The sequence below is a fragment of the Nonomuraea sp. NPDC059023 genome (assembly GCF_042740095.1).
Classification (GTDB): domain Bacteria; phylum Actinomycetota; class Actinomycetes; order Streptosporangiales; family Streptosporangiaceae; genus Nonomuraea.
In genome coordinates this window covers 206,188-222,781 of record NZ_JBHYIO010000007.1, presented here as the reverse complement: position 1 = coordinate 222,781, position 16,594 = coordinate 206,188, and the positions used below count along the sequence as shown (strand labels likewise).

The following is a 16,594-nucleotide window of genomic DNA, read 5'->3' as shown; positions in this document are numbered from 1 at the left end:
CCTGGGGTCACCGCCGTGCCGCCTGTGGAAAACCTAACCGGCTTCCTTGGGCGGCTTGACGTCGGCGCCGGGGGAGTCCGCTCCCTTTTCGTCCGAGCCCGCCGTACCGGTGACCGCGTGGCCGCCGAACTGGTTGCGGAGGGCGGCCACGACCTTCATCGCCGGCGAGTCGTCCTGGCGGGAGGCGAAGCGGGCGTACAGCGCGGCGGTGATCACCGGCAGCGGCACGGCGTGGTCCACAGCCGCCTGCACCGTCCACCGGCCCTCGCCGGAGTCCTGTGCATAACCCTTGAGCTCGTCCAGGTGCTCGTCGTCGTCGAGCGCGCGGACCATCAGGTCGAGCAGCCACGAGCGGATGACGGTGCCGGTGCGCCAGCTGCTGAAGCTGCCGCGCACGTCCTTGACGACGTCGGAGGCCTCCAGCAGCTCCCAGCCCTCGGCGAAGGCCTGCATCATGCCGTACTCGATGCCGTTGTGGACCATTTTGGCGAAATGACCCGCGCCCACCTCGCCGGCGTGGACGAAGCCGTCCTCGCCCTCCGGCTTGAGCGTCTCGAAGATCGGCATGACCTTGTCCACGTTGGACTTCTCGCCGCCGCACATGAGGGCGTAGCCGTTCTGCAGCCCCCAGACGCCGCCGCTCACGCCGCAGTCGACGAAGCCGACGCCGCGCTTGGCCAGCTCCTCGGCGTGCTTCTGGTCATCCACATAGTGTGAATTCCCGCCGTCGACGACGATGTCGCCCTCGGCCAGCAGTTCGCCCAGCTCGTCGACGGTCTGCTGGGTGGGCGCGCCCGCGGGCACCATGACCCACACCACGCGCGGCGCCTGCAGCCGCCCGACGAGCTCCTTGAGGCTCCCCACATCGCTGACGGACGGGTCGCGGTCGTAGCCGACCACGTCGTGGCCACCGCGGCGGAGCCGCTCGGCCATGTTGCCGCCCATCTTGCCGAGTCCGACCATGCCGATCTGCATTGGTTACAACCCCCTTGTCAGGCTTCCATCATTTCAGCTCGACAAGCGGATGGGCATGATCAGGTATCGGTAGTCGGGCGCCGCGTCGCCATCCACAGGCTTGCCGCCGGTGAGGATAGCGGGCTTGGTGGACGTGGTCATCTGGAGCCTGGCCACGTCGGAGTCGATGGCGCCGAGGCCTTCGAGCAGGAACTGGTGGTTGAAGGCGATGTTCATCTCCTCGCCCTCGTAGTCCACGGGAAGGACCTCCACGGCCTGCGCCTCGTCGCCACTGCCCGCCTCCAGCACGACCTCGCCCTCCCTGAACGCCATGCGCACCGGGGTGTTGCGCTCGGCCACCAGGGCCACACGCTTGACCGCCTCGACGAACGGGGCTGTGGACAACTCGGCCTTGGCCGCGAACTCCGTCGGTAGCAGGGAGCGGTACTTGGGGAACTCGGGGTCGAGCAGCCGCGTCGTGGTCCTGCGCCCGGCGCTGGAGAACCCGATCATGCCCTCGCCGGTGCCGCCGGCCGAGCTTAGCGCGATCTCCACCTCGGCGCCCGTGGAACCGAGAGCCTTGGCCGTGTCGGCGAGCGTCTTGCCGGGGATCATCGCGATCGCCGCGAAGTCCGGCTGCCCCGGCTGCCACCTCAGCTCGCGTACGGCGAGGCGGTAGCGGTCGGTGGCCGCGAGGGTCACGGTGTCGCCCTCGATCTCCATGCGCACGCCCGTGAGCATGGGCAGCGTGTCGTCGCGCCCGGCGGCGACGGCGACCTGGCCGACGGCCGAGGCGAACACGTCGCTGCCCACCCGGCCCGCGGCCGGCGGCATCGTCGGCAGGGACGGGTAGTCCTCCACCGGCATGGTCAACAGGGTGAAGCGCGCGCTGCCGCACGTGACCACGGCCTTCGCGCCATCCACCACGAAGTCCACAGGCTGTGCGGGAAGGGCGCGGGTGATCTCGGCGAGCAGCTTGCCGCTCACCAGGACGACGCCCGCTTCACCGGTCTGTAGTTCGAGCGTCACCTCCGCGGAGACCTCGTAGTCGAAGCCGGACAGCTTGAGCTTCTGCTCCCCGGTGACCTCCAGGCGCATGCCGGCCAGGACGGGCACCGACGGTCGCGCCGGGAGGCTGCGTGCCGTCCATGCCACCGCCTCAGCGAGGACGTCTCGCTCGATTCGGAACATCACGGTGATCAACCTCCTGGTTTCGTCGCTGATTCAAGTGTTCACTCTCCCGCACCTCTGGACGGGCGGAACCCCTCTATGGGTCTTGAGTTTCTTTGTAAGAGAGATAAGAGGTCATCACACTAGGGGCGGTGGATACTGTGGACAACCTGAGTTCTCGCAGCTCAGCGGCCCGATTTTCATCCACTGCCCGTGTGGGTGACGCCTGGGGGTAACTCGCGAGCCTGGGGATGAACGGTCGTTCCCCACAGGCCGTCCCCAGATCACAGGGTGTTCATCCACGGGTTATCCACTGGGTTTCCACCGGTTATCCACGGGGTAAACGGAGCTCCAGGTGACCCCTGAAACCACTGTGCACAGGCTGTCCCCAAGTCGTCCACCGGTAGTCCCCAAGTTGTCCGCAGGATGTCCCCAGATTTATCCCCAGGCATCGTGCGGACTTTTCGGGCTCATTCCGGCGGCGAACCCCGGTTCTCCGGGAGTTTCCGCTGATCCACAGTGTTATCCACAGGGTGTGCATGACGACTAGGACCCGTGCGACGTCTGCTTTATACGCATTGTCAGCTCGTTGACCTGGTTGTACATCGACCGGCGCTCCGCGATGAGCGAGCGGATCTTGCGCTCCGCGTGCATGACCGTGGTGTGGTCGCGGCCGCCGAACTGCTGCCCGATCTTCGGCAGGCTCAGGTCCGTCAGCTCGCGGGCGAGGTACATCGCGATCTGCCGGGCGTTGACGAGCGCGCGGCTGCGCGAGCTTCCGCAGAGGTCGTCGATGCTGATGCCGAAGTACTCGGCGGTCTTGGCCATGATGTTGGCGATCGTGATCTCGGGGCCGGACTCCGAGGTGATGAGGTCCTTGAGCACGACCTCGGCCAGCTGGAGATCCACACCCTGCCGGTTGAGGCTGGCGAACGCCGTGACCCGGATCAGCGCGCCCTCAAGCTCGCGGATGTTGGTGGAGATCCGGCTGGCGATGTACTCGAGCACCTCGGGCGGCGCGGCCAGGCCCTCCTGGATGGCCTTCTTCCTGAGGATCGCGATGCGGGTCTCCAGCTCTGGCGGCTGGACGTCGGTGATCAGGCCCCACTCGAACCGGTTGCGCAGCCGGTCCTCCAGGGTGATCAGCTGCTTGGGCGCCCGGTCGCTGGAGATGACGATCTGCTTGTTGGCGTTGTGGAGCGTGTTGAAGGTGTGGAAGAACTCCTCCTGCGTCTGCTCCTTGCCCTCCAGGAACTGGATGTCGTCCACGAGCAGGATGTCGATCGCGCGGTAGCGGCTGCGGAACCCGTCGGCCTTGTGGTCGCGGATGCTGTTGATGAAGTCGTTGGTGAACTCCTCGGAGCTCACGTATCTGACTCGCGCGCCGTCGTACAGGGATTGCGCGTAATGCCCGATGGCGTGGAGAAGGTGGGTTTTCCCCAGGCCCGAGTCGCCGTAGATGAACAGCGGGTTGTACGCCTTGGCCGGAGACTCGGCCACCGCCACGGCGGCCGCGTGGGCGAACCGGTTGCTGGCGCCGATAACAAATGTCTCAAAGGTGTACTTCTGATTGAGTCTGGCCGGTTCGCTGGGTTTGCTGCTTTTCGCTTCCCAACGGGGCTGGGCGGGCTCCGGCGCCTTCTCCTGTTCATAACCGAACTGGCGCTGTGGATAGTCGGTGGATACCGGCTGTGCCTCAGGCTGTGGGGAATAGAACTGGGGCGGCTCCGAGACCTGGTAACTCGGGGTTTGCGGAGGCTGTGGAAAGTGATCCACACTCTGGGGATAACTCTGAGTCACAGGCTGGGGATGAACCTCGGGCAACGGCCGCGCCGGCGCCGTGGTGTCGATCATCACCGCCAGCCGCATCGCCCGGCCGAGCTCCTGCGACAGCGCGTGCGCCACCAGCGTCCGCAACTTGCCCTCGATGAGGTCTTTCAGGAAGTCATTGGGCACACCGAGCACGATCGTGTCGTCCGCCAGGGCGATCGGCCGGACCATGGACAGCCAGGTTCGCTGCTGGACCGGCACGCTCTCGTTGAGGAAGTTGTCCAGTGCCTTCGCCCATACGCCGCCGAGGTCCATAGTCCGGCTGCTCCTCCCTGTCGCGGCCCCCCGCGATCGTTTATCCACACACGATGGCCGCTCGCTCGGTGATCAGCCCTCACCGTCCACAACAGGGTGGCCGTGTGTTGTCCGCACAGTCTCCACAAGTGATCCACAAGCTGTGCACAGGCTCACGGCGGGCCTAGAAGGGCCGACAGTATCGATGTGCACAGCTGTGTTCAAGACGTTGTCCACAGCCTAGTGGTACCTCGGTGCACATACTGTGGACGTGGCCGAGGCGGTGGAAAACCCACTTGTGGATACGTGGATAACCGGTGCTGGTTTGACCTGGGCCATATATGACCCGTAACGTACGACGGTCGGCTTGCCACACGACGGCGCTTCTGCATGCCCGTGGCGGGCCCGTCCATGAGTGTTAGGCGCCCAGCTCGGGCGCATCATCAAGCCTGGAGCCCACCCGTGAGCAAGCGTACTTTCCAGCCGAACAACCGCCGCCGCGCGAAGACCCACGGCTTCCGGCTGCGCATGCGTACGCGCGCCGGCCGCGCCATCCTTGCCGCCCGGCGTCGCAAGGGCCGCGAGAAGCTGTCGGCCTGACGGCTCGCTGCGCCCGATTCGTCCGCCCGCCGGTGACCTTCGCCGGCGGGCGATAGGCGTCTTCAGTGCTATCCCCAAGCTCCCGGATGCGGCGGGGCGAGGACTTCGCCGCTGCGGTCAAGCGCGGCCAGCGTGCCGGTCGCCCCACTTTGGTGGCTCATCTGAGGGTTTCTGGTGAAGAAGAACCTCTGGTGGGTTTCGTGGTCAGTCGTGCGGTCGGCGGGGCTGTCGTGCGCAACAGGGTCAAGCGCCGCCTTCGACACCTGATGCGCGAGCGTCTCGACCGCCTCCCGCGAGGTAGCCTGCTGGTGATACGCGCCAACCCACCGGCGGCGTCAGCGCCAAGCGAGGTTCTCGCCGGAGAACTCGACACCGCGCTGAATCGTTTGCTGAAGAGGCGCGAGTCCGCGACGGATGGACACAGATGACGGAGCAGCCGCAGGGCGAGCCGAGCCTCCCGGCCCGGGTCCTAATCGCCCCGATCCGGTTCTATCGGGCCTTCATCAGCCCGATGCTGGGTCCGCGCTGCCGTTTCTACCCCTCATGCAGTGCCTATGGACTCGAGGCGATAGCCGTACACGGTGCTCTTCGGGGCATCTGGCTGACCGTCCGGCGCATCGGGCGTTGTCATCCGTTCAACCCCGGAGGACTGGATCCGGTCCCTCCACGCCCGGTCCGGTCACACGAAACGCAAGGGAGCTAGCTCGGTGGATTTCGCCTGGCTGAACTGGCTGTACACAGCCATCGCGCAAGTCATCACCTGGATTCACCAGGCTTACAGCACCTTCATCAACCCCGCAAGCGGCTTGAACTGGGCGCTGACCATCATCACGCTCACCGTCATCATGCGGATCCTGATCTTCCCGCTCTTCCTCAAGCAGATGCGCTCGTCGAAGAAGATGCAGGAGCTCGCGCCGAAGGTGCAAGAGCTGCGCAAGCGCTACAAGAACGACAAGCAGCGCATGAACCAGGAAGTCATGGCGCTGTACCAGGGAGCGGGCGCCAACCCCCTCGGCGGCTGCCTGCCGATCCTGGCCCAGTTCCCGATCTTCATCTCGATGTTCACGGTGCTCCAGGCGATCGCCAACGGCACGGCGACCAAGTACGGCATGACCCAGGCCGTCGTCGACAGCGCCAAGCAGGCGCACATCTTCAGCGCCGGCATCTCGGAGACCTTCTTCTCCGCCCAGGCTGTCACGAGCAAGGTCATCATCGGCGTCTTCGTCGCGGTCAGCTCGCTGACCACCTTCCTCACCGTCCGGCAGAGCGTCACCCGCTCCATGCAGCAGATGCCGGACAACCCCATGGCGCAGCAGCAGAAGATCCTGATGTACATCTCGCCGCTGTTCGCCTTCTTCAGCCTGAACTTCCCGCTCGGTCTGATCCTCTACTGGGTCACCACCAACCTGTGGACGCTCGGTCAGCAGCACTGGTTCTACAGCCGGCACCCGATGCCGGAGTTCGATGCCAAGGGCAACGTGATCCCCGAGAAGCCCAAGCCCGGACTGCTCGCCAGGTTCCGGAAGACCCCTCCCGTGGAGGTGGCTCCCGAACCGGAGCCCGAGCAGCCTAAGATCGTGCGGAACCAGCCCAGCCGGCAGTCTCGCAGCAAGCGCACCGGCAGCAAGAAGTCTTGATCATAAAGGAGACGCTCGCCATGACCGAGGCTGAGCAGGAGAAGGCTGCACCCGACATCAACGCCCTGGAGCAGGAGGGCGAGATCGCCGCCGACTACGTCGAGGGGCTGCTGGACATCGCCGACATCGACGGCGACATCGACATGGACGTCGAGGGCGACCGCGCGCTCGTCTCCGTCGTCGGGGTCAAGGGCGATGACTTGGTCGGGCCTGGGGGAGAGGTCCTGGAGGCCCTGCAGGAGCTGACCCGGCTGGCGGTGCATCGGCAGACGGGGGAGCGGTCGCGGCTGATGCTGGACGTCGCCGGGTACCGCGAGAAGCGCCGGGCGGAGCTCAGCAAGCTTGGCAACGAGATCGCGGCTCAGGTCAAGCGGAATGGCGAGCCTAAGTCGCTGCAGCCTATGACGCCGTTCGAGCGGAAGATCGTGCATGACGCGGTGGCGGCGGCTGGGCTGCGCAGCGAGTCCGAGGGGGAGGAACCGCTGCGCTTCGTAGTGGTTCTACCCGTTTAACCGGTTTCCGCCTCTAAAAGGCCGTCTGTCCCCCTGTGGACACGACGGCCTTTCCCTTGCCCTACGTCTCCTATCCACCCTTTTCTCGGGTACGGCTCCGCCTCCTCGGGGCTACAGCACCGCCTTCTCCCGCGTCCGACTCCGCCACGCCGTACCCCCCGTCCCGTGTTCCTCCGCCACCCGGCCTACCACCCTCCTTCCGGACCCGCCCATTCGACCTGCCACCCGCTACTCGCCCTCCAGCCGGCGCTCGGTGCTCGGCGCTCGGCCCCGCATCCTTGCCAGCGGTATGCGGCCCCGGTCGTGCAATCCGAGATTCCCGGCGACCACCCACATACCTGTGCCCACACAACCCTCGTGATGCCGTGGGCCGCGACGGGATCACGAGGCGGTAGGTGAGAACGCCGGGCGGTGCTGGGCGGTCCGCGACGTCGCACCCCTCTATGACCCCTAGCCTTGTATCCATCGACATCGGCGTTATTGGAAGGGCCACCAACCAGTGAGCGAAGAGCTACCGGCTCCGCCCGACATCGCACGGGAAGTCTTCACCGGAGAGGCATGGGATCGGGCGAGTGCTTTCGCTGAGATTCTGGCCGGGCCCGGTGTGGTGCGTGGGCTGCTCGGTCCGCGGGAGGTGCCGCGGATCTGGGATAGGCACCTGCTGAATTGCGCGGTGGTGGCGGAAGCCGTACCGGAGGATGTCAGGTTGGTGGACATCGGGTCGGGGGCGGGATTGCCCGGTTTGGTGCTGGCGATCGTGCGGCCGGACATCCGGGTGACGCTGCTGGAGCCGCTGCTGCGCCGTACCGTCTTCCTGGAGGAGAGCGTCGAGGCGCTCAAGCTGGACAACGTCGAGGTGTTGCGCGGGCGGGCGGAGGAGCTGGCCGGAAAGCGTGAGTTCGACGTGGCGAGCGCGCGGGCGGTGGCGCCCCTTGATCGGCTCTTGAAATGGGCGATGCCGCTTCTTCGTGAAGGCGGTGAGCTCATTGCCATGAAGGGGGAGCGCGCCGCCGAGGAACTTGCCGAAGCCAACGCGCAGTTGCAGGCGAGCGGGGCCCGAACGGCTGAGCTTGTGACCGTTGGGCACGGTAAGGTCGAGCCGCCTGCAACATTGGTTCGGGTGGTAGCAGGTCGCACGCCGGAACGTGGTAGGCGTCGACGAAGGAGGTGACCGTTGTGCCAGTGGCCGCATGTGGCCTTGGCTGGCCCGCCGTCCCTTCTTCGGACAGCCCAGCGGGGGTTGGTTGGCCCGAAATGGGCGTGTCGCGACAGCGAATTCCCGACACGACCGTGCCTCTGGTTGAAAGGATGGCCATCGTGACCCAGACCCCCCTTAACCCCGGTGATTCGCCGTTGGTACGAGAGGCGCTCAGCTCAGTGGTTTCACGTGAAACATCTGCTGTCCAATCGGCCCCCGCCGCGGGTGAGGCGCCCGGCGATGCCCGAGGCGCCTGGCCAAGACCGTCCAAAACCCGCGTGATCGCCGTGGCCAACCAGAAGGGTGGAGTCGGCAAAACGACCACATCGGTCAACATCGCCGCCGCCCTCTCCATGAACGGCCAGCGCGTCCTAGTCGTCGACCTCGACCCCCAGGGCAACGCCTCCACGGCCCTGGCCACCGAGCACCGGGGCGACATCCCCGACGTGTACCAGGTTCTGGTGGACGACCTCCCGATGGCGGACATCGTCAAGGAAGTGCCGGAAATGCCCGGCCTATACTGCGCCCCCGCCACCATCGACCTCGCCGGCGCCGAGATCGAACTCGTCTCACTCGTCGCCCGCGAAGCCCGCCTCCGCCGCGCCCTGGCCGCGTACGACGCCCTCGAGTTCGACTACATCATCATCGACTGCCCGCCGTCACTCGGCCTCCTGACCGTCAACGCGCTCGTGGCGGCGGACGAGGTGATGATCCCGATCCAGTGCGAGTACTACGCCCTGGAGGGCCTCGGCCAGTTGCTCCGCAACGTCGACCTCATCAAGGCCCACCTCAACCCGACGCTCAACCTCTCCACCATCCTCCTGACGATGTACGACGGCCGCACCCGCCTGGCTTCACAGGTGGCGGACGAGGTCCGCGCCCACTTCGGCGAAACGGTCCTCAACACCGTCATCCCACGCAGCGTCCGATTGTCCGAGGCGCCCAGCTATGGCCAGTCCGTCATGACGTACGACCCGGGCTCCAGCGGCGCGATGGCCTACATGGACGCCAGCCGCGAGATCGCCTACCGCGCCAGCAAGGTCTGAGCCCCCACCACGCCGCACGACCCCCCACGCCGCACGACCCCCTCGCTCGATCCTCCACGCACCATTCCCCGCGCACTCGCCCACGGCACCCCCCACCCCGCGCCACCCGAACCCGCGCCACCCCCCCGCACCCCCGGCCCGATATCGCTCCCGCTCCACGCCGCCCAACCCGCGGTCACTCCCACTCTCGCCGGCCTTCGGGCGCCGGTGCCCTCTCACCCACGACGGCCCTCTCTGCCGCGCAGCCTGGCTTGCCGTGCGCGCTCCGCCCATCGTGCACGCCCTATCCCCATCTCCCTACGGCGTCGGGACGTAAAGAGCCCGCTGGAGGGCGCGAGACGCATGCAGAGGACCGACCACGCCCATAAGGGCAAGTGAGTGTAGGGGAGTGAGCAGGATGCGTGAGGGGGTAGTGAGCGGGGGCGGACAGGGGAGTGGTGGAGGGAAATCTGGGGGCTTCGGGAGTAAATGCGGTGAAGCGCGTGTGGCGACGGGACACCGTGTGGCGTTCGCACCGGTAACCTCTCGTGGTGTGACCGGAAACGGCCGGGACGGTGAGGAGACGCAGTGAGTCAGCAGCGGCGGGGATTGGGCAAGGGGCTCGGGGCGCTGATCCCGACCGGTCCCATCGTTGACGGCACCGGAGCTGTGGCGGCCGACAACGGGACGGCTCCGGAGTCTGGTCCGAGGCCGATCGCGGGCGCGTACTTCAAGGAGATCGCTCTTACCGCCATCGTCCGCAACCCGCGTCAGCCGCGCGAGGTCTTCGACGAGGAGCGTCTGGAAGAGCTGGCCGCCTCCATCAAGGAGGTCGGACTTCTCCAGCCGATCGTGGTCCGTTCGGTCGGTGGTGGCCGTTACGAGCTGATCATGGGAGAACGGCGCTGGCGCGCATCCAAGCTGGCCGGTTTGGAGTTCGTCCCCGCCATCGTCCGGAACACCCAGGACAACGAGCTTCTCCGTGACGCCCTCATCGAGAACCTTCAGCGCGAGCAGCTGAACGCACTCGAAGAGGCCGCCGCCTACCAGCAGCTCCTGGACGACTTCCAGGCCACGCACGAACAGCTGGCCCAGAAGGTCGGCCGCTCCCGCTCCCACATCACCAACACCCTGCGCCTCCTGAACCTCCCGCCGGACGTTCAGCTGAAGGTCGCCGCCGGCACGGTCAGCGCGGGCCACGCGCGTGCTCTTCTCGGACTGGACAGCGCCGACGAACAGATCCAGCTGGCCAAGCGAATCGTGGCGGAGCTGCTGTCGGTCCGCGCGGTTGAAGAGATCGTCGCCCTGGGCGGTTCCAAGGGATCCGGCAAGGCTCCCCGTGAACGCCAGCCCAACAAGCCGACCGCCCCCGGCCTGACGCACCTGGCCGACCGCCTCTCCGATCACTTCGAGACCAAGGTCAAGGTGGACCTCGGGCGTCGGAAGGGGCGCATCGTGGTCGAGTTCGCCACGATCGACGACCTGGAGCGCATCATCGGCACGATGGCACCAGAAGCCGCCCGCGCCATCCGCGACCACGAGTCCTAACAGCCCCTCGCAATTCCCGGCCTCCACCTCGCGGCCAAGAACCAGCACGGCCAAGAACCAGCACGGCCAAGAACCAGCGCGACCAAGGGGTAGCGCGGGCAAGGACTTGCGTGAGCCGCCGATCGGCGCGCTCTCCGGGGTTGCGCGCCGACGCTCATGAAGATGTCGCCGCCGTCTGCGTGTGCCTGGGTCCGCTTGGGTCCGCCTGCCTCTGCCCGAGGCTAAGCAACGACGGGCCGCGAGGGCACATCCTCGCCGCCTTCACGCGCAATACGGAGAGCGTCTGTAGTTGGCGGCCTGCTGTGTTGGCGCGCTGTTTCACGTGAAACTACGAGCGAGGCTGGCGCTGAGTGGGCCGATGCCACTGAGCGAGCCGCATCCCTGGAAGGTGTTCTGCGAGGCCCTTGTGGCAGAACGCCGCCAGAGGGGGAGGCAAGACTTGGCGCTGGGGGGGTTGGTTTCACGTGAAACACGTCGAGGGGTCGACGCCTTACGAGGGCGTTTCACGTGAAACATGGAGTGGAGGACCGGCGCTGTTTCACGTGAAACGGAGAGCGGTAGAGGCGTCGCGTTGGCTGAGGGAGCGCCGGAGGCTAGCGGGAGACGGCTTTGCGGATGGCAGTTAGGAAGTCGTCCACGTGATCTGGTGTCGTGTCGAAGGCGGTCATCCAGCGAACGAGGTCGAGGTTCTCGTCCCAGTACTCGAAGCGGAAGCGCTCCTTGAGTGTCCGTACGGCGTCGCGGGGGAGTGTGGCGAAGACGGCGTTCGACTCTACGGGGAAGGCGATGCCGATCTCCGGGAGATCCCTGACGCCGTCGGCCAGGCGATGGGCCATCGTGTTCGCGTGGGTGGCGTTCCGGTGCCAGAGGTCGTCGGTCAAGAGAGCGGTTAGCTGGGCGGAGATGAAGCGCATCTTCGAGGCCAGTTGCAGGGACTGCCTTCGGAGGTACGGGACCGCCTTGCTCAGCGAAGGGTCGAGAAGGATGATCGCCTCGGCGGCCATCGCGCCGTTCTTGGTGCCGCCGAAGCTGAAGATGTCCACACCGGCGTCCGTGGTGATCGTGCGGAGGTCGCAGCCGAGGTGGGCGGCGGCGTTGGACAGGCGGGCGCCGTCTACGTGGAGGCGCAGGTTCGCGCTGTGTGCGGTTTCGGCCAGGGCGGCGATTTCGTCGGGGGTGTAGCACGTGCCCAGTTCGGTCACCTGGGAGATGGAGACGACTGTCGGCTGGACCTCGTGGTGGGCGCCGAGTACGTGGAGGCGGTCGGTGATGTCGTCCGGGCGGAGCTTGCCGTCGACTGTGGGTACGGGGGTTAGCTTGACGCCGAGGAGGCGTTCGGCGGCGCCGGTCTCGTGGGTGGCGATGTGGGCGCTCTCGGGACAGATGATGCTGTCGTACCGGCCCAGGGACAACGCCAGGCCGATCAGGTTGGCGCCCGCTCCGTTCAGCACGGCGAAGCCGTTCGCCTGCTCGCCGAAGATGTGTTTGATCTGACGCTCGAAGGCGGAGGTCCAGTCGTCGCCACCGTAGGCGGGGGCGTCGCCCGCGTTGGCGGCTGCCATCGCCTCCAGGACGGCCGGGTGGACGCCCGCGTGGTTGTCGCTGGCGAAACTCTTGGGGTAGGTCGTGTCGATCAGCACACGGCAAGGCTACTCAGACGGTCCTGGTGGGCTCGGCGCGCGTACCTGCGCGTGAGGGTTGACATCTGCGCTCCGGGGGTCGGCGCTTGTGCTCGCCGCTCCGGGGAGGTCCGCGTGGACTCCCTGGCTACGGTCGCCGGGCGTGGACGCGGGAGAGTACGGAGGTGACAGCCAGCGGGAGGCCACGGGGTACTTGGGCGCACTGCGCGGGGGAGCGGGACGGGCTGTCGCTGGGACTGGGAGAGCGAGCGCGAGCAGAACGGCTGGCAGAACGCCGGGGCGAAACGCGAGCAGGAAGGTGGGGCGAGTATGTCGGGGGAGGTGTGCTGCCTGTCGGGGTGGGGGTGTGTCGCGAAGGTTAGGTGGAGGAGTGGCGGGTGGCGGCTACTTCCAGGAGGCCGCGGCATAGGGTGCCGAGGTCGCGGCCGGCGGATTCGACGGCCATGGGGAGGAGGGAGGTCTCGGTCATGCCGGGGGCGACGTTCACTTCGAGGAAGTGGGGGGCGCCGGTGGCGTCGACGATCAGGTCGGTGCGGGAGATGTCGCGCAGGCCCAGGGCGGTGTGAGCGGTGACGGCGGTTTTCGCGCAGGCGGCGGCTGCCGCTTCTGACAGACGGGCCGGGGCGAAGAACTCGGTGTGGCCGGCGGTGTAGCGGGCGGCGTAATCGTAGACGCCCTCGTCTGGGACGATCTCTACGGCAGGGAGTGCCACCGGGCCGTCGCCGAGGTCCACCACGGAGACGGCCACTTCCACGCCTTCGATGCACCGCTCGATGAGCGCGGTGTCGCCGTAGGCGAAGCAGCCGACCATCGCCGCCGGCAATTCCTCGGCGGTACGCACGATCGAGGCGCCCAGCGCGGAACCGCCCCTTGCGGGCTTGACGAACAGGGGCAGACCGAGGCGGTCGACGATGCGTCCCAGGACTACCGAGGCGCCCAGGTCGTGGAAGGTCTCCTTGGGCAGCGTGATGGAGTCGGGGGTGCGCAGGCCGACGGAACGTACCACCGCTTTGGCCGTCGGCTTGTCGAACGCCACCCGGCACGCGTCAGGATCGGCGCCTACGTAAGGGACGTTCAGCAGTTCCAGGACAGAACGGATCGCGCCGTCCTCGCCGGCCCCGCCGTGCAGCGTGACGAACACTGCGTCCGGGCGGTCCGCCAGCACCGTCGGCACCAGCGAGGCATCGGTGTCACGGGTCTCGACGTCGACACCCGCCGCCCGCAGCACCTCACTCACCCGGCGACCGGAGCGCAGGGACACCTCCCGCTCATAGGAGAGCCCACCGGCCAGCACGAGCACGTGACCCAGTTCGCCCATCTCTTTCCCCTCTGCCGAAAAGCACGCCGTCCAACCGTACCGGTTCGGCTCCGCCATTCGTTTCCCTGCGACGGCGGGCCATCGCCTCTTTTCTGACGTGTTCGGCAGCTCGATCTCGTGTCAGCAGCACGCGCAGGGGCTCGCCGGGGCAGGGAGGGCGGGGGAGATGCGGCGCCAGGAGCGGGCAGCGAACAAATTCGACGAGACAGTCAGCGCTGCGGCAGAGGCGCTCAGGGGGAGACGCGGAGGGAGGAGGTGCGCAGGGAGGAGGCACGGGGAGCGGTGAGGAAGAGGCGCGCCGGGGGTGGCGGCAGGAAGGAAGACGGCAAGGACGGGAAGGGGGAGGGCGGCGTTGAGGTGGGAGGGTGGTGGAACCGAGGTGGGCGTGCGGAAGGGACAGCGCGGGGCCGAGCGCCTGGAAAAGGGTGGCTCGGCCCCGGTGACGTCAGGCGAGGTCCGGGCCCGGGGTGTCTACTCCGGGGTGGCCGGGTGGTGAGGTGGTGCCGAAGGTGTCGCGGAGCTGGAGTTCGCCTTCGATGACGCCGGCCAGCCGTCGCACCCCCTCCCGGATCCGATCCGGCTCCGGGTAGCAGTACGACAGCCGCATCTGACGGCTCCCGCTGCCATCGGAGAAGAAGCCGGTCCCGGGAACGAACGCCACCCGCTCCGCCACCGCCCTAGGCAGAATCGCCTTCGAGTCGAGGCCTTCGGGCAGGCTGGCCCAGACGAAGAAGCCGCCCGCGGGCCGGGTCCACGTGACGCCTGCGGGCATGAGGTCGGTCAGCGCGTTCAGGAGGGCGTCGCGGCGTTCGCGGTAGAGCTCCTTGAACGTCTTGATCTGCTCGCGCCACGGCTGGGTGGCCAGGTACTGCCCCACGGCGAGCTGGGTGAAGGAGGAGTGGGACAGAACGGCCGACTCCATGGCGAGGACCAGCTTGTCGCGGATGGCATGCGGAGCCAGGGCCCAGCCCACCCGGAAACCCGGGGCCAGCGTTTTGGAGAACGAGCCCAGGTACACGACCCCGTCGGGGTTGTCGGCGCGCAGGGCGCGCATGGGCTCGCCGTCGAAGCCGAGCAGTCCGTACGGGTTGTCCTCGACGATCAGCACCCCGGCGCGCTGGCAGATGTCGAGCACCTGCTGGCGGCGGGCGGCGTTGAGCGTGACGCCGCCGGGGTTGTGGAAGGTCGGGATCGTGTAGAGGAACTTGATCGTGTTGCCGGCGGCCTGGAGCGCGTAGATGGTCTGGGCCAGGGATTCGGGCACGAGCCCCTGATCATCCATGGTGATATGGACGACTTTCGCCTGGTATGCGCTGAATGTGCCCAGGGCGCCCACATACGAGGGCCCCTCGGCCAGCACCACGTCACCCGGGTCGATGAAGATGCGGGTGATCAGATCGAGGGCCTGCTGGGAGCCGACCGTGACGACCACGTCGTCCGCACCGGCCTCGATCCCCTCCAGGCGCATGACCTCGCAGATCTGCTCGCGCAGATGCGGATCGCCCTGGCCGGAGCCGTACTGGAGCGCGACCGGGCCACGCCTGGTGACCAGGTCGGAGACCAGCTCGCCGACCATGTCGAGCGGGAGGGCCGTGACGTACGGCATGCCGCCGGCCAGCGAGACCACCTCGGGCCTCGATGCGACGGCGAAAAGAGCTCGGATCTCGGAGGCGACCATCCCGGTAGCTCGCGCGGCGTACCGATCGACGTAGGCGTCGATGCGCGACCCTTGGGTCGCGGGCGTCTGACCGTGATCCGTCTCTTCTGTCACGGTCCACCTCCTAGGTGTCAAATGGAGCCGAGAGACCAGAGTACGTGACTGGCCACGATCGCCGTGCACCCGCTCCCCGCTTCGTCACTGGGCTACGATGCCAGCTGGGGACGCGGAATTCGCGCGTTTTTCCGGGTCAACGATTGGGGCCGTAGTTGTCGCGTCGGCTGGTCAACATCACCCTGGACAATCTCGACGATCTGCCGCGCCGTTGCCGGCGGTGTGTTTTCTGGGAGCTTGACCCGGTCAGCGGCGAGCGCGCGGCCGACGCGGGCGACCCCGGGCTTGAGAAAGAAGCGTGGATTTCCGGAACGCTCCTGGAGTGGGGCAGCTGCGGGAAGATTCTTTATGTCGACGGGGTTCCGGCGGGGTTCGTGCTCTACAGCCCGCCGCTCTACAGCCCGCGCTCCGTGGCCTTCCCCACCTCGCCGGTCAGCGCGGACGCGGTGTTGCTGATGACGGCCCACATCATTCCGGAGTTCTCCGGGGGCGGGCTGGGGCGCATGCTGATCCAGGGCGTCGCCAAGGACCTCACCCGGCGCGGGGTCAAGGCCATCGAGGCGTTCGGCGACCTGAAGTGGGAGAAGCCGGGCTGCGTGGTGCCCGCCGAGTATCTGCTTTCGGTCGGCTTCAAAACGGTACGGCCGCATCTCCGCTTTCCGCGGTTGCGGCTTGAGCTCAAGACTGCCGTCTCGTGGCGTGAGGACGTCGAGGTGGCGCTGGAGAGGCTCCTCGGGTCAATGAGCCCGGAAAGAGCATTGCGTCCCGTCTGAGGGCGTTCTAGGGCCCCGACAGACGCAGGCCCGGGAAACCAGGTCTCCCGGGCCGCGAAAACCGGCTAGATGATGCCGTCGAGCTCGCGCATCAGCATCGCCTTGGGCTTGGCGCCGATGATCTGCTTGACCACCTCACCGCCCTTGTAGACGTTCAGGGTCGGGATCTGCAGCACGCCGTAGTTGCGCGGGACCTCGGGGTTCTCGTCGATGTTCAGCTTGACGATCTCCAGCTTGTCGCCGTGCTCCTTGGCGATCTCCTCGAGGATGGGCGCGACCTGACGGCAAGGCCCGCACCACTCGGCCCAGAAGTCGACCAGCACCGGCTTGTCGCTCTTGAGGACTTCGGCCTCGAAGGTGGCGTCGGTTACAGCCTTCACGATT

General features: G+C 67.1%; 16 protein-coding genes. 9 read left to right on the top strand and 7 right to left on the bottom strand.

Annotated elements, in window-relative coordinates; genetic code table 11:
* Positions 1-33 precede the first annotated feature (33 nt).
* From gnd to dnaA, 3 genes are all read right to left on the bottom strand, one after another.
* Entirely contained in the window at positions 34-975 is a 942-nt protein-coding gene (gene gnd / locus ACFWYW_RS15055; RefSeq protein WP_379613049.1) for a phosphogluconate dehydrogenase (NAD(+)-dependent, decarboxylating), read from the bottom strand.
* Positions 976-1,008: 33 nt separating this feature from the next.
* On the bottom strand, positions 1,009-2,148 hold the full coding sequence (dnaN, locus tag ACFWYW_RS15050; RefSeq protein ID WP_379613050.1) for a DNA polymerase III subunit beta: 1,140 nt from the start codon (positions 2,146-2,148) through the stop codon (positions 1,009-1,011).
* Between the two features lie 522 nt (positions 2,149-2,670).
* Positions 2,671-4,209 (bottom strand): chromosomal replication initiator protein DnaA, encoded by a 1,539-nt coding sequence (gene dnaA / locus ACFWYW_RS15045; protein ID WP_379613051.1) that lies wholly within the window; start codon positions 4,207-4,209, stop codon positions 2,671-2,673.
* Between the two features lie 441 nt (positions 4,210-4,650).
* Between dnaA and rpmH the strand changes: the two genes are divergently transcribed.
* The 8 genes from rpmH to ACFWYW_RS15005 all read left to right on the top strand — a co-directional run bounded on the left by rpmH (position 4,651) and on the right by ACFWYW_RS15005 (position 10,708).
* Positions 4,651-4,788 (top strand): 50S ribosomal protein L34, encoded by a 138-nt coding sequence (rpmH, locus tag ACFWYW_RS15040; protein ID WP_043614899.1) that lies wholly within the window; start codon positions 4,651-4,653, stop codon positions 4,786-4,788.
* Positions 4,789-4,853: 65 nt separating this feature from the next.
* A complete protein-coding gene (rnpA, locus tag ACFWYW_RS15035; RefSeq protein WP_184959118.1) occupies positions 4,854-5,216 on the top strand; it encodes a ribonuclease P protein component in 363 nt (120 codons plus the stop codon).
* Entirely contained in the window at positions 5,213-5,491 is a 279-nt protein-coding gene (gene yidD, locus ACFWYW_RS15030) for a membrane protein insertion efficiency factor YidD (protein WP_184959119.1), read from the top strand. The genes rnpA and yidD overlap by 4 nt, the downstream gene beginning before the upstream one ends.
* A gap of 4 nt (positions 5,492-5,495) precedes the next feature.
* Positions 5,496-6,425, top strand: a complete 930-nt coding sequence (yidC, locus tag ACFWYW_RS15025; RefSeq protein WP_379613052.1) for a membrane protein insertase YidC — start codon at positions 5,496-5,498, stop codon at positions 6,423-6,425.
* Between the two features lie 20 nt (positions 6,426-6,445).
* Positions 6,446-6,937: a protein jag gene (locus tag ACFWYW_RS15020; RefSeq protein ID WP_379613053.1), complete on the top strand. Its 492-nt coding sequence runs from the start codon at positions 6,446-6,448 to the stop codon at positions 6,935-6,937.
* A 499-nt stretch (positions 6,938-7,436) separates the two neighbouring features.
* The gene (gene rsmG / locus ACFWYW_RS15015; RefSeq protein ID WP_379613054.1) at positions 7,437-8,108 is read left to right on the top strand and encodes a 16S rRNA (guanine(527)-N(7))-methyltransferase RsmG; all 672 of its coding nucleotides are present in this window, start codon (positions 7,437-7,439) and stop codon (positions 8,106-8,108) included.
* A gap of 137 nt (positions 8,109-8,245) precedes the next feature.
* A complete protein-coding gene (locus ACFWYW_RS15010; RefSeq protein ID WP_379613251.1) occupies positions 8,246-9,181 on the top strand; it encodes a ParA family protein in 936 nt (311 codons plus the stop codon).
* 567 nt (positions 9,182-9,748) lie between these two features.
* Complete coding sequence (locus ACFWYW_RS15005) at positions 9,749-10,708, top strand: ParB/RepB/Spo0J family partition protein (protein WP_379613055.1); 960 nt, start codon at positions 9,749-9,751, stop codon at positions 10,706-10,708.
* Between the two features lie 593 nt (positions 10,709-11,301).
* On the opposite strand, the gene ACFWYW_RS15000 is transcribed toward ACFWYW_RS15005, so the two are convergent.
* The 3 genes from ACFWYW_RS15000 to ACFWYW_RS14990 all read right to left on the bottom strand — a co-directional run bounded on the left by ACFWYW_RS15000 (position 11,302) and on the right by ACFWYW_RS14990 (position 15,344).
* Complete coding sequence (locus ACFWYW_RS15000) at positions 11,302-12,348, bottom strand: threonine aldolase family protein (protein ID WP_379613056.1); 1,047 nt, start codon at positions 12,346-12,348, stop codon at positions 11,302-11,304.
* 358 nt (positions 12,349-12,706) lie between these two features.
* A complete protein-coding gene (locus tag ACFWYW_RS14995; RefSeq protein ID WP_379613057.1) occupies positions 12,707-13,666 on the bottom strand; it encodes a D-alanine--D-alanine ligase in 960 nt (319 codons plus the stop codon).
* A gap of 445 nt (positions 13,667-14,111) precedes the next feature.
* Positions 14,112-15,344: a PLP-dependent aminotransferase family protein gene (locus tag ACFWYW_RS14990; protein WP_379613252.1), complete on the bottom strand. Its 1,233-nt coding sequence runs from the start codon at positions 15,342-15,344 to the stop codon at positions 14,112-14,114.
* Between the two features lie 248 nt (positions 15,345-15,592).
* Between ACFWYW_RS14990 and ACFWYW_RS14985 the strand changes: the two genes are divergently transcribed.
* Complete coding sequence (locus ACFWYW_RS14985) at positions 15,593-16,210, top strand: GNAT family N-acetyltransferase (protein ID WP_379613058.1); 618 nt, start codon at positions 15,593-15,595, stop codon at positions 16,208-16,210.
* Between the two features lie 65 nt (positions 16,211-16,275).
* Here ACFWYW_RS14985 and trxA read toward each other — a convergent pair whose 3' ends face one another.
* Entirely contained in the window at positions 16,276-16,590 is a 315-nt protein-coding gene (gene trxA, locus ACFWYW_RS14980) for a thioredoxin (RefSeq protein WP_379613059.1), read from the bottom strand.
* Positions 16,591-16,594 lie beyond the last annotated feature (4 nt).

Excerpts from the sequence above, each read along its gene's own strand:
- dnaA (WP_379613051.1), bottom strand. The coding sequence starts at position 4,209 with ATGGACCTCGGCGGCGTATGGGCGAAGGCACTGGACAACTTCCTCAAC.
- yidD (WP_184959119.1), top strand. The coding sequence starts at position 5,213 with ATGACGGAGCAGCCGCAGGGCGAGCCGAGCCTCCCGGCCCGGGTCCTA.
- ACFWYW_RS14990 (WP_379613252.1), bottom strand. The coding sequence starts at position 15,344 with ATGGTCGCCTCCGAGATCCGAGCTCTTTTCGCCGTCGCATCGAGGCCC.
- ACFWYW_RS14995 (WP_379613057.1), bottom strand. The coding sequence starts at position 13,666 with ATGGGCGAACTGGGTCACGTGCTCGTGCTGGCCGGTGGGCTCTCCTAT.
- ACFWYW_RS15020 (WP_379613053.1), top strand. The coding sequence starts at position 6,446 with ATGACCGAGGCTGAGCAGGAGAAGGCTGCACCCGACATCAACGCCCTG.
- gnd (WP_379613049.1), bottom strand. The coding sequence starts at position 975 with ATGCAGATCGGCATGGTCGGACTCGGCAAGATGGGCGGCAACATGGCC.
- ACFWYW_RS15010 (WP_379613251.1), top strand. The coding sequence starts at position 8,246 with ATGGCCATCGTGACCCAGACCCCCCTTAACCCCGGTGATTCGCCGTTG.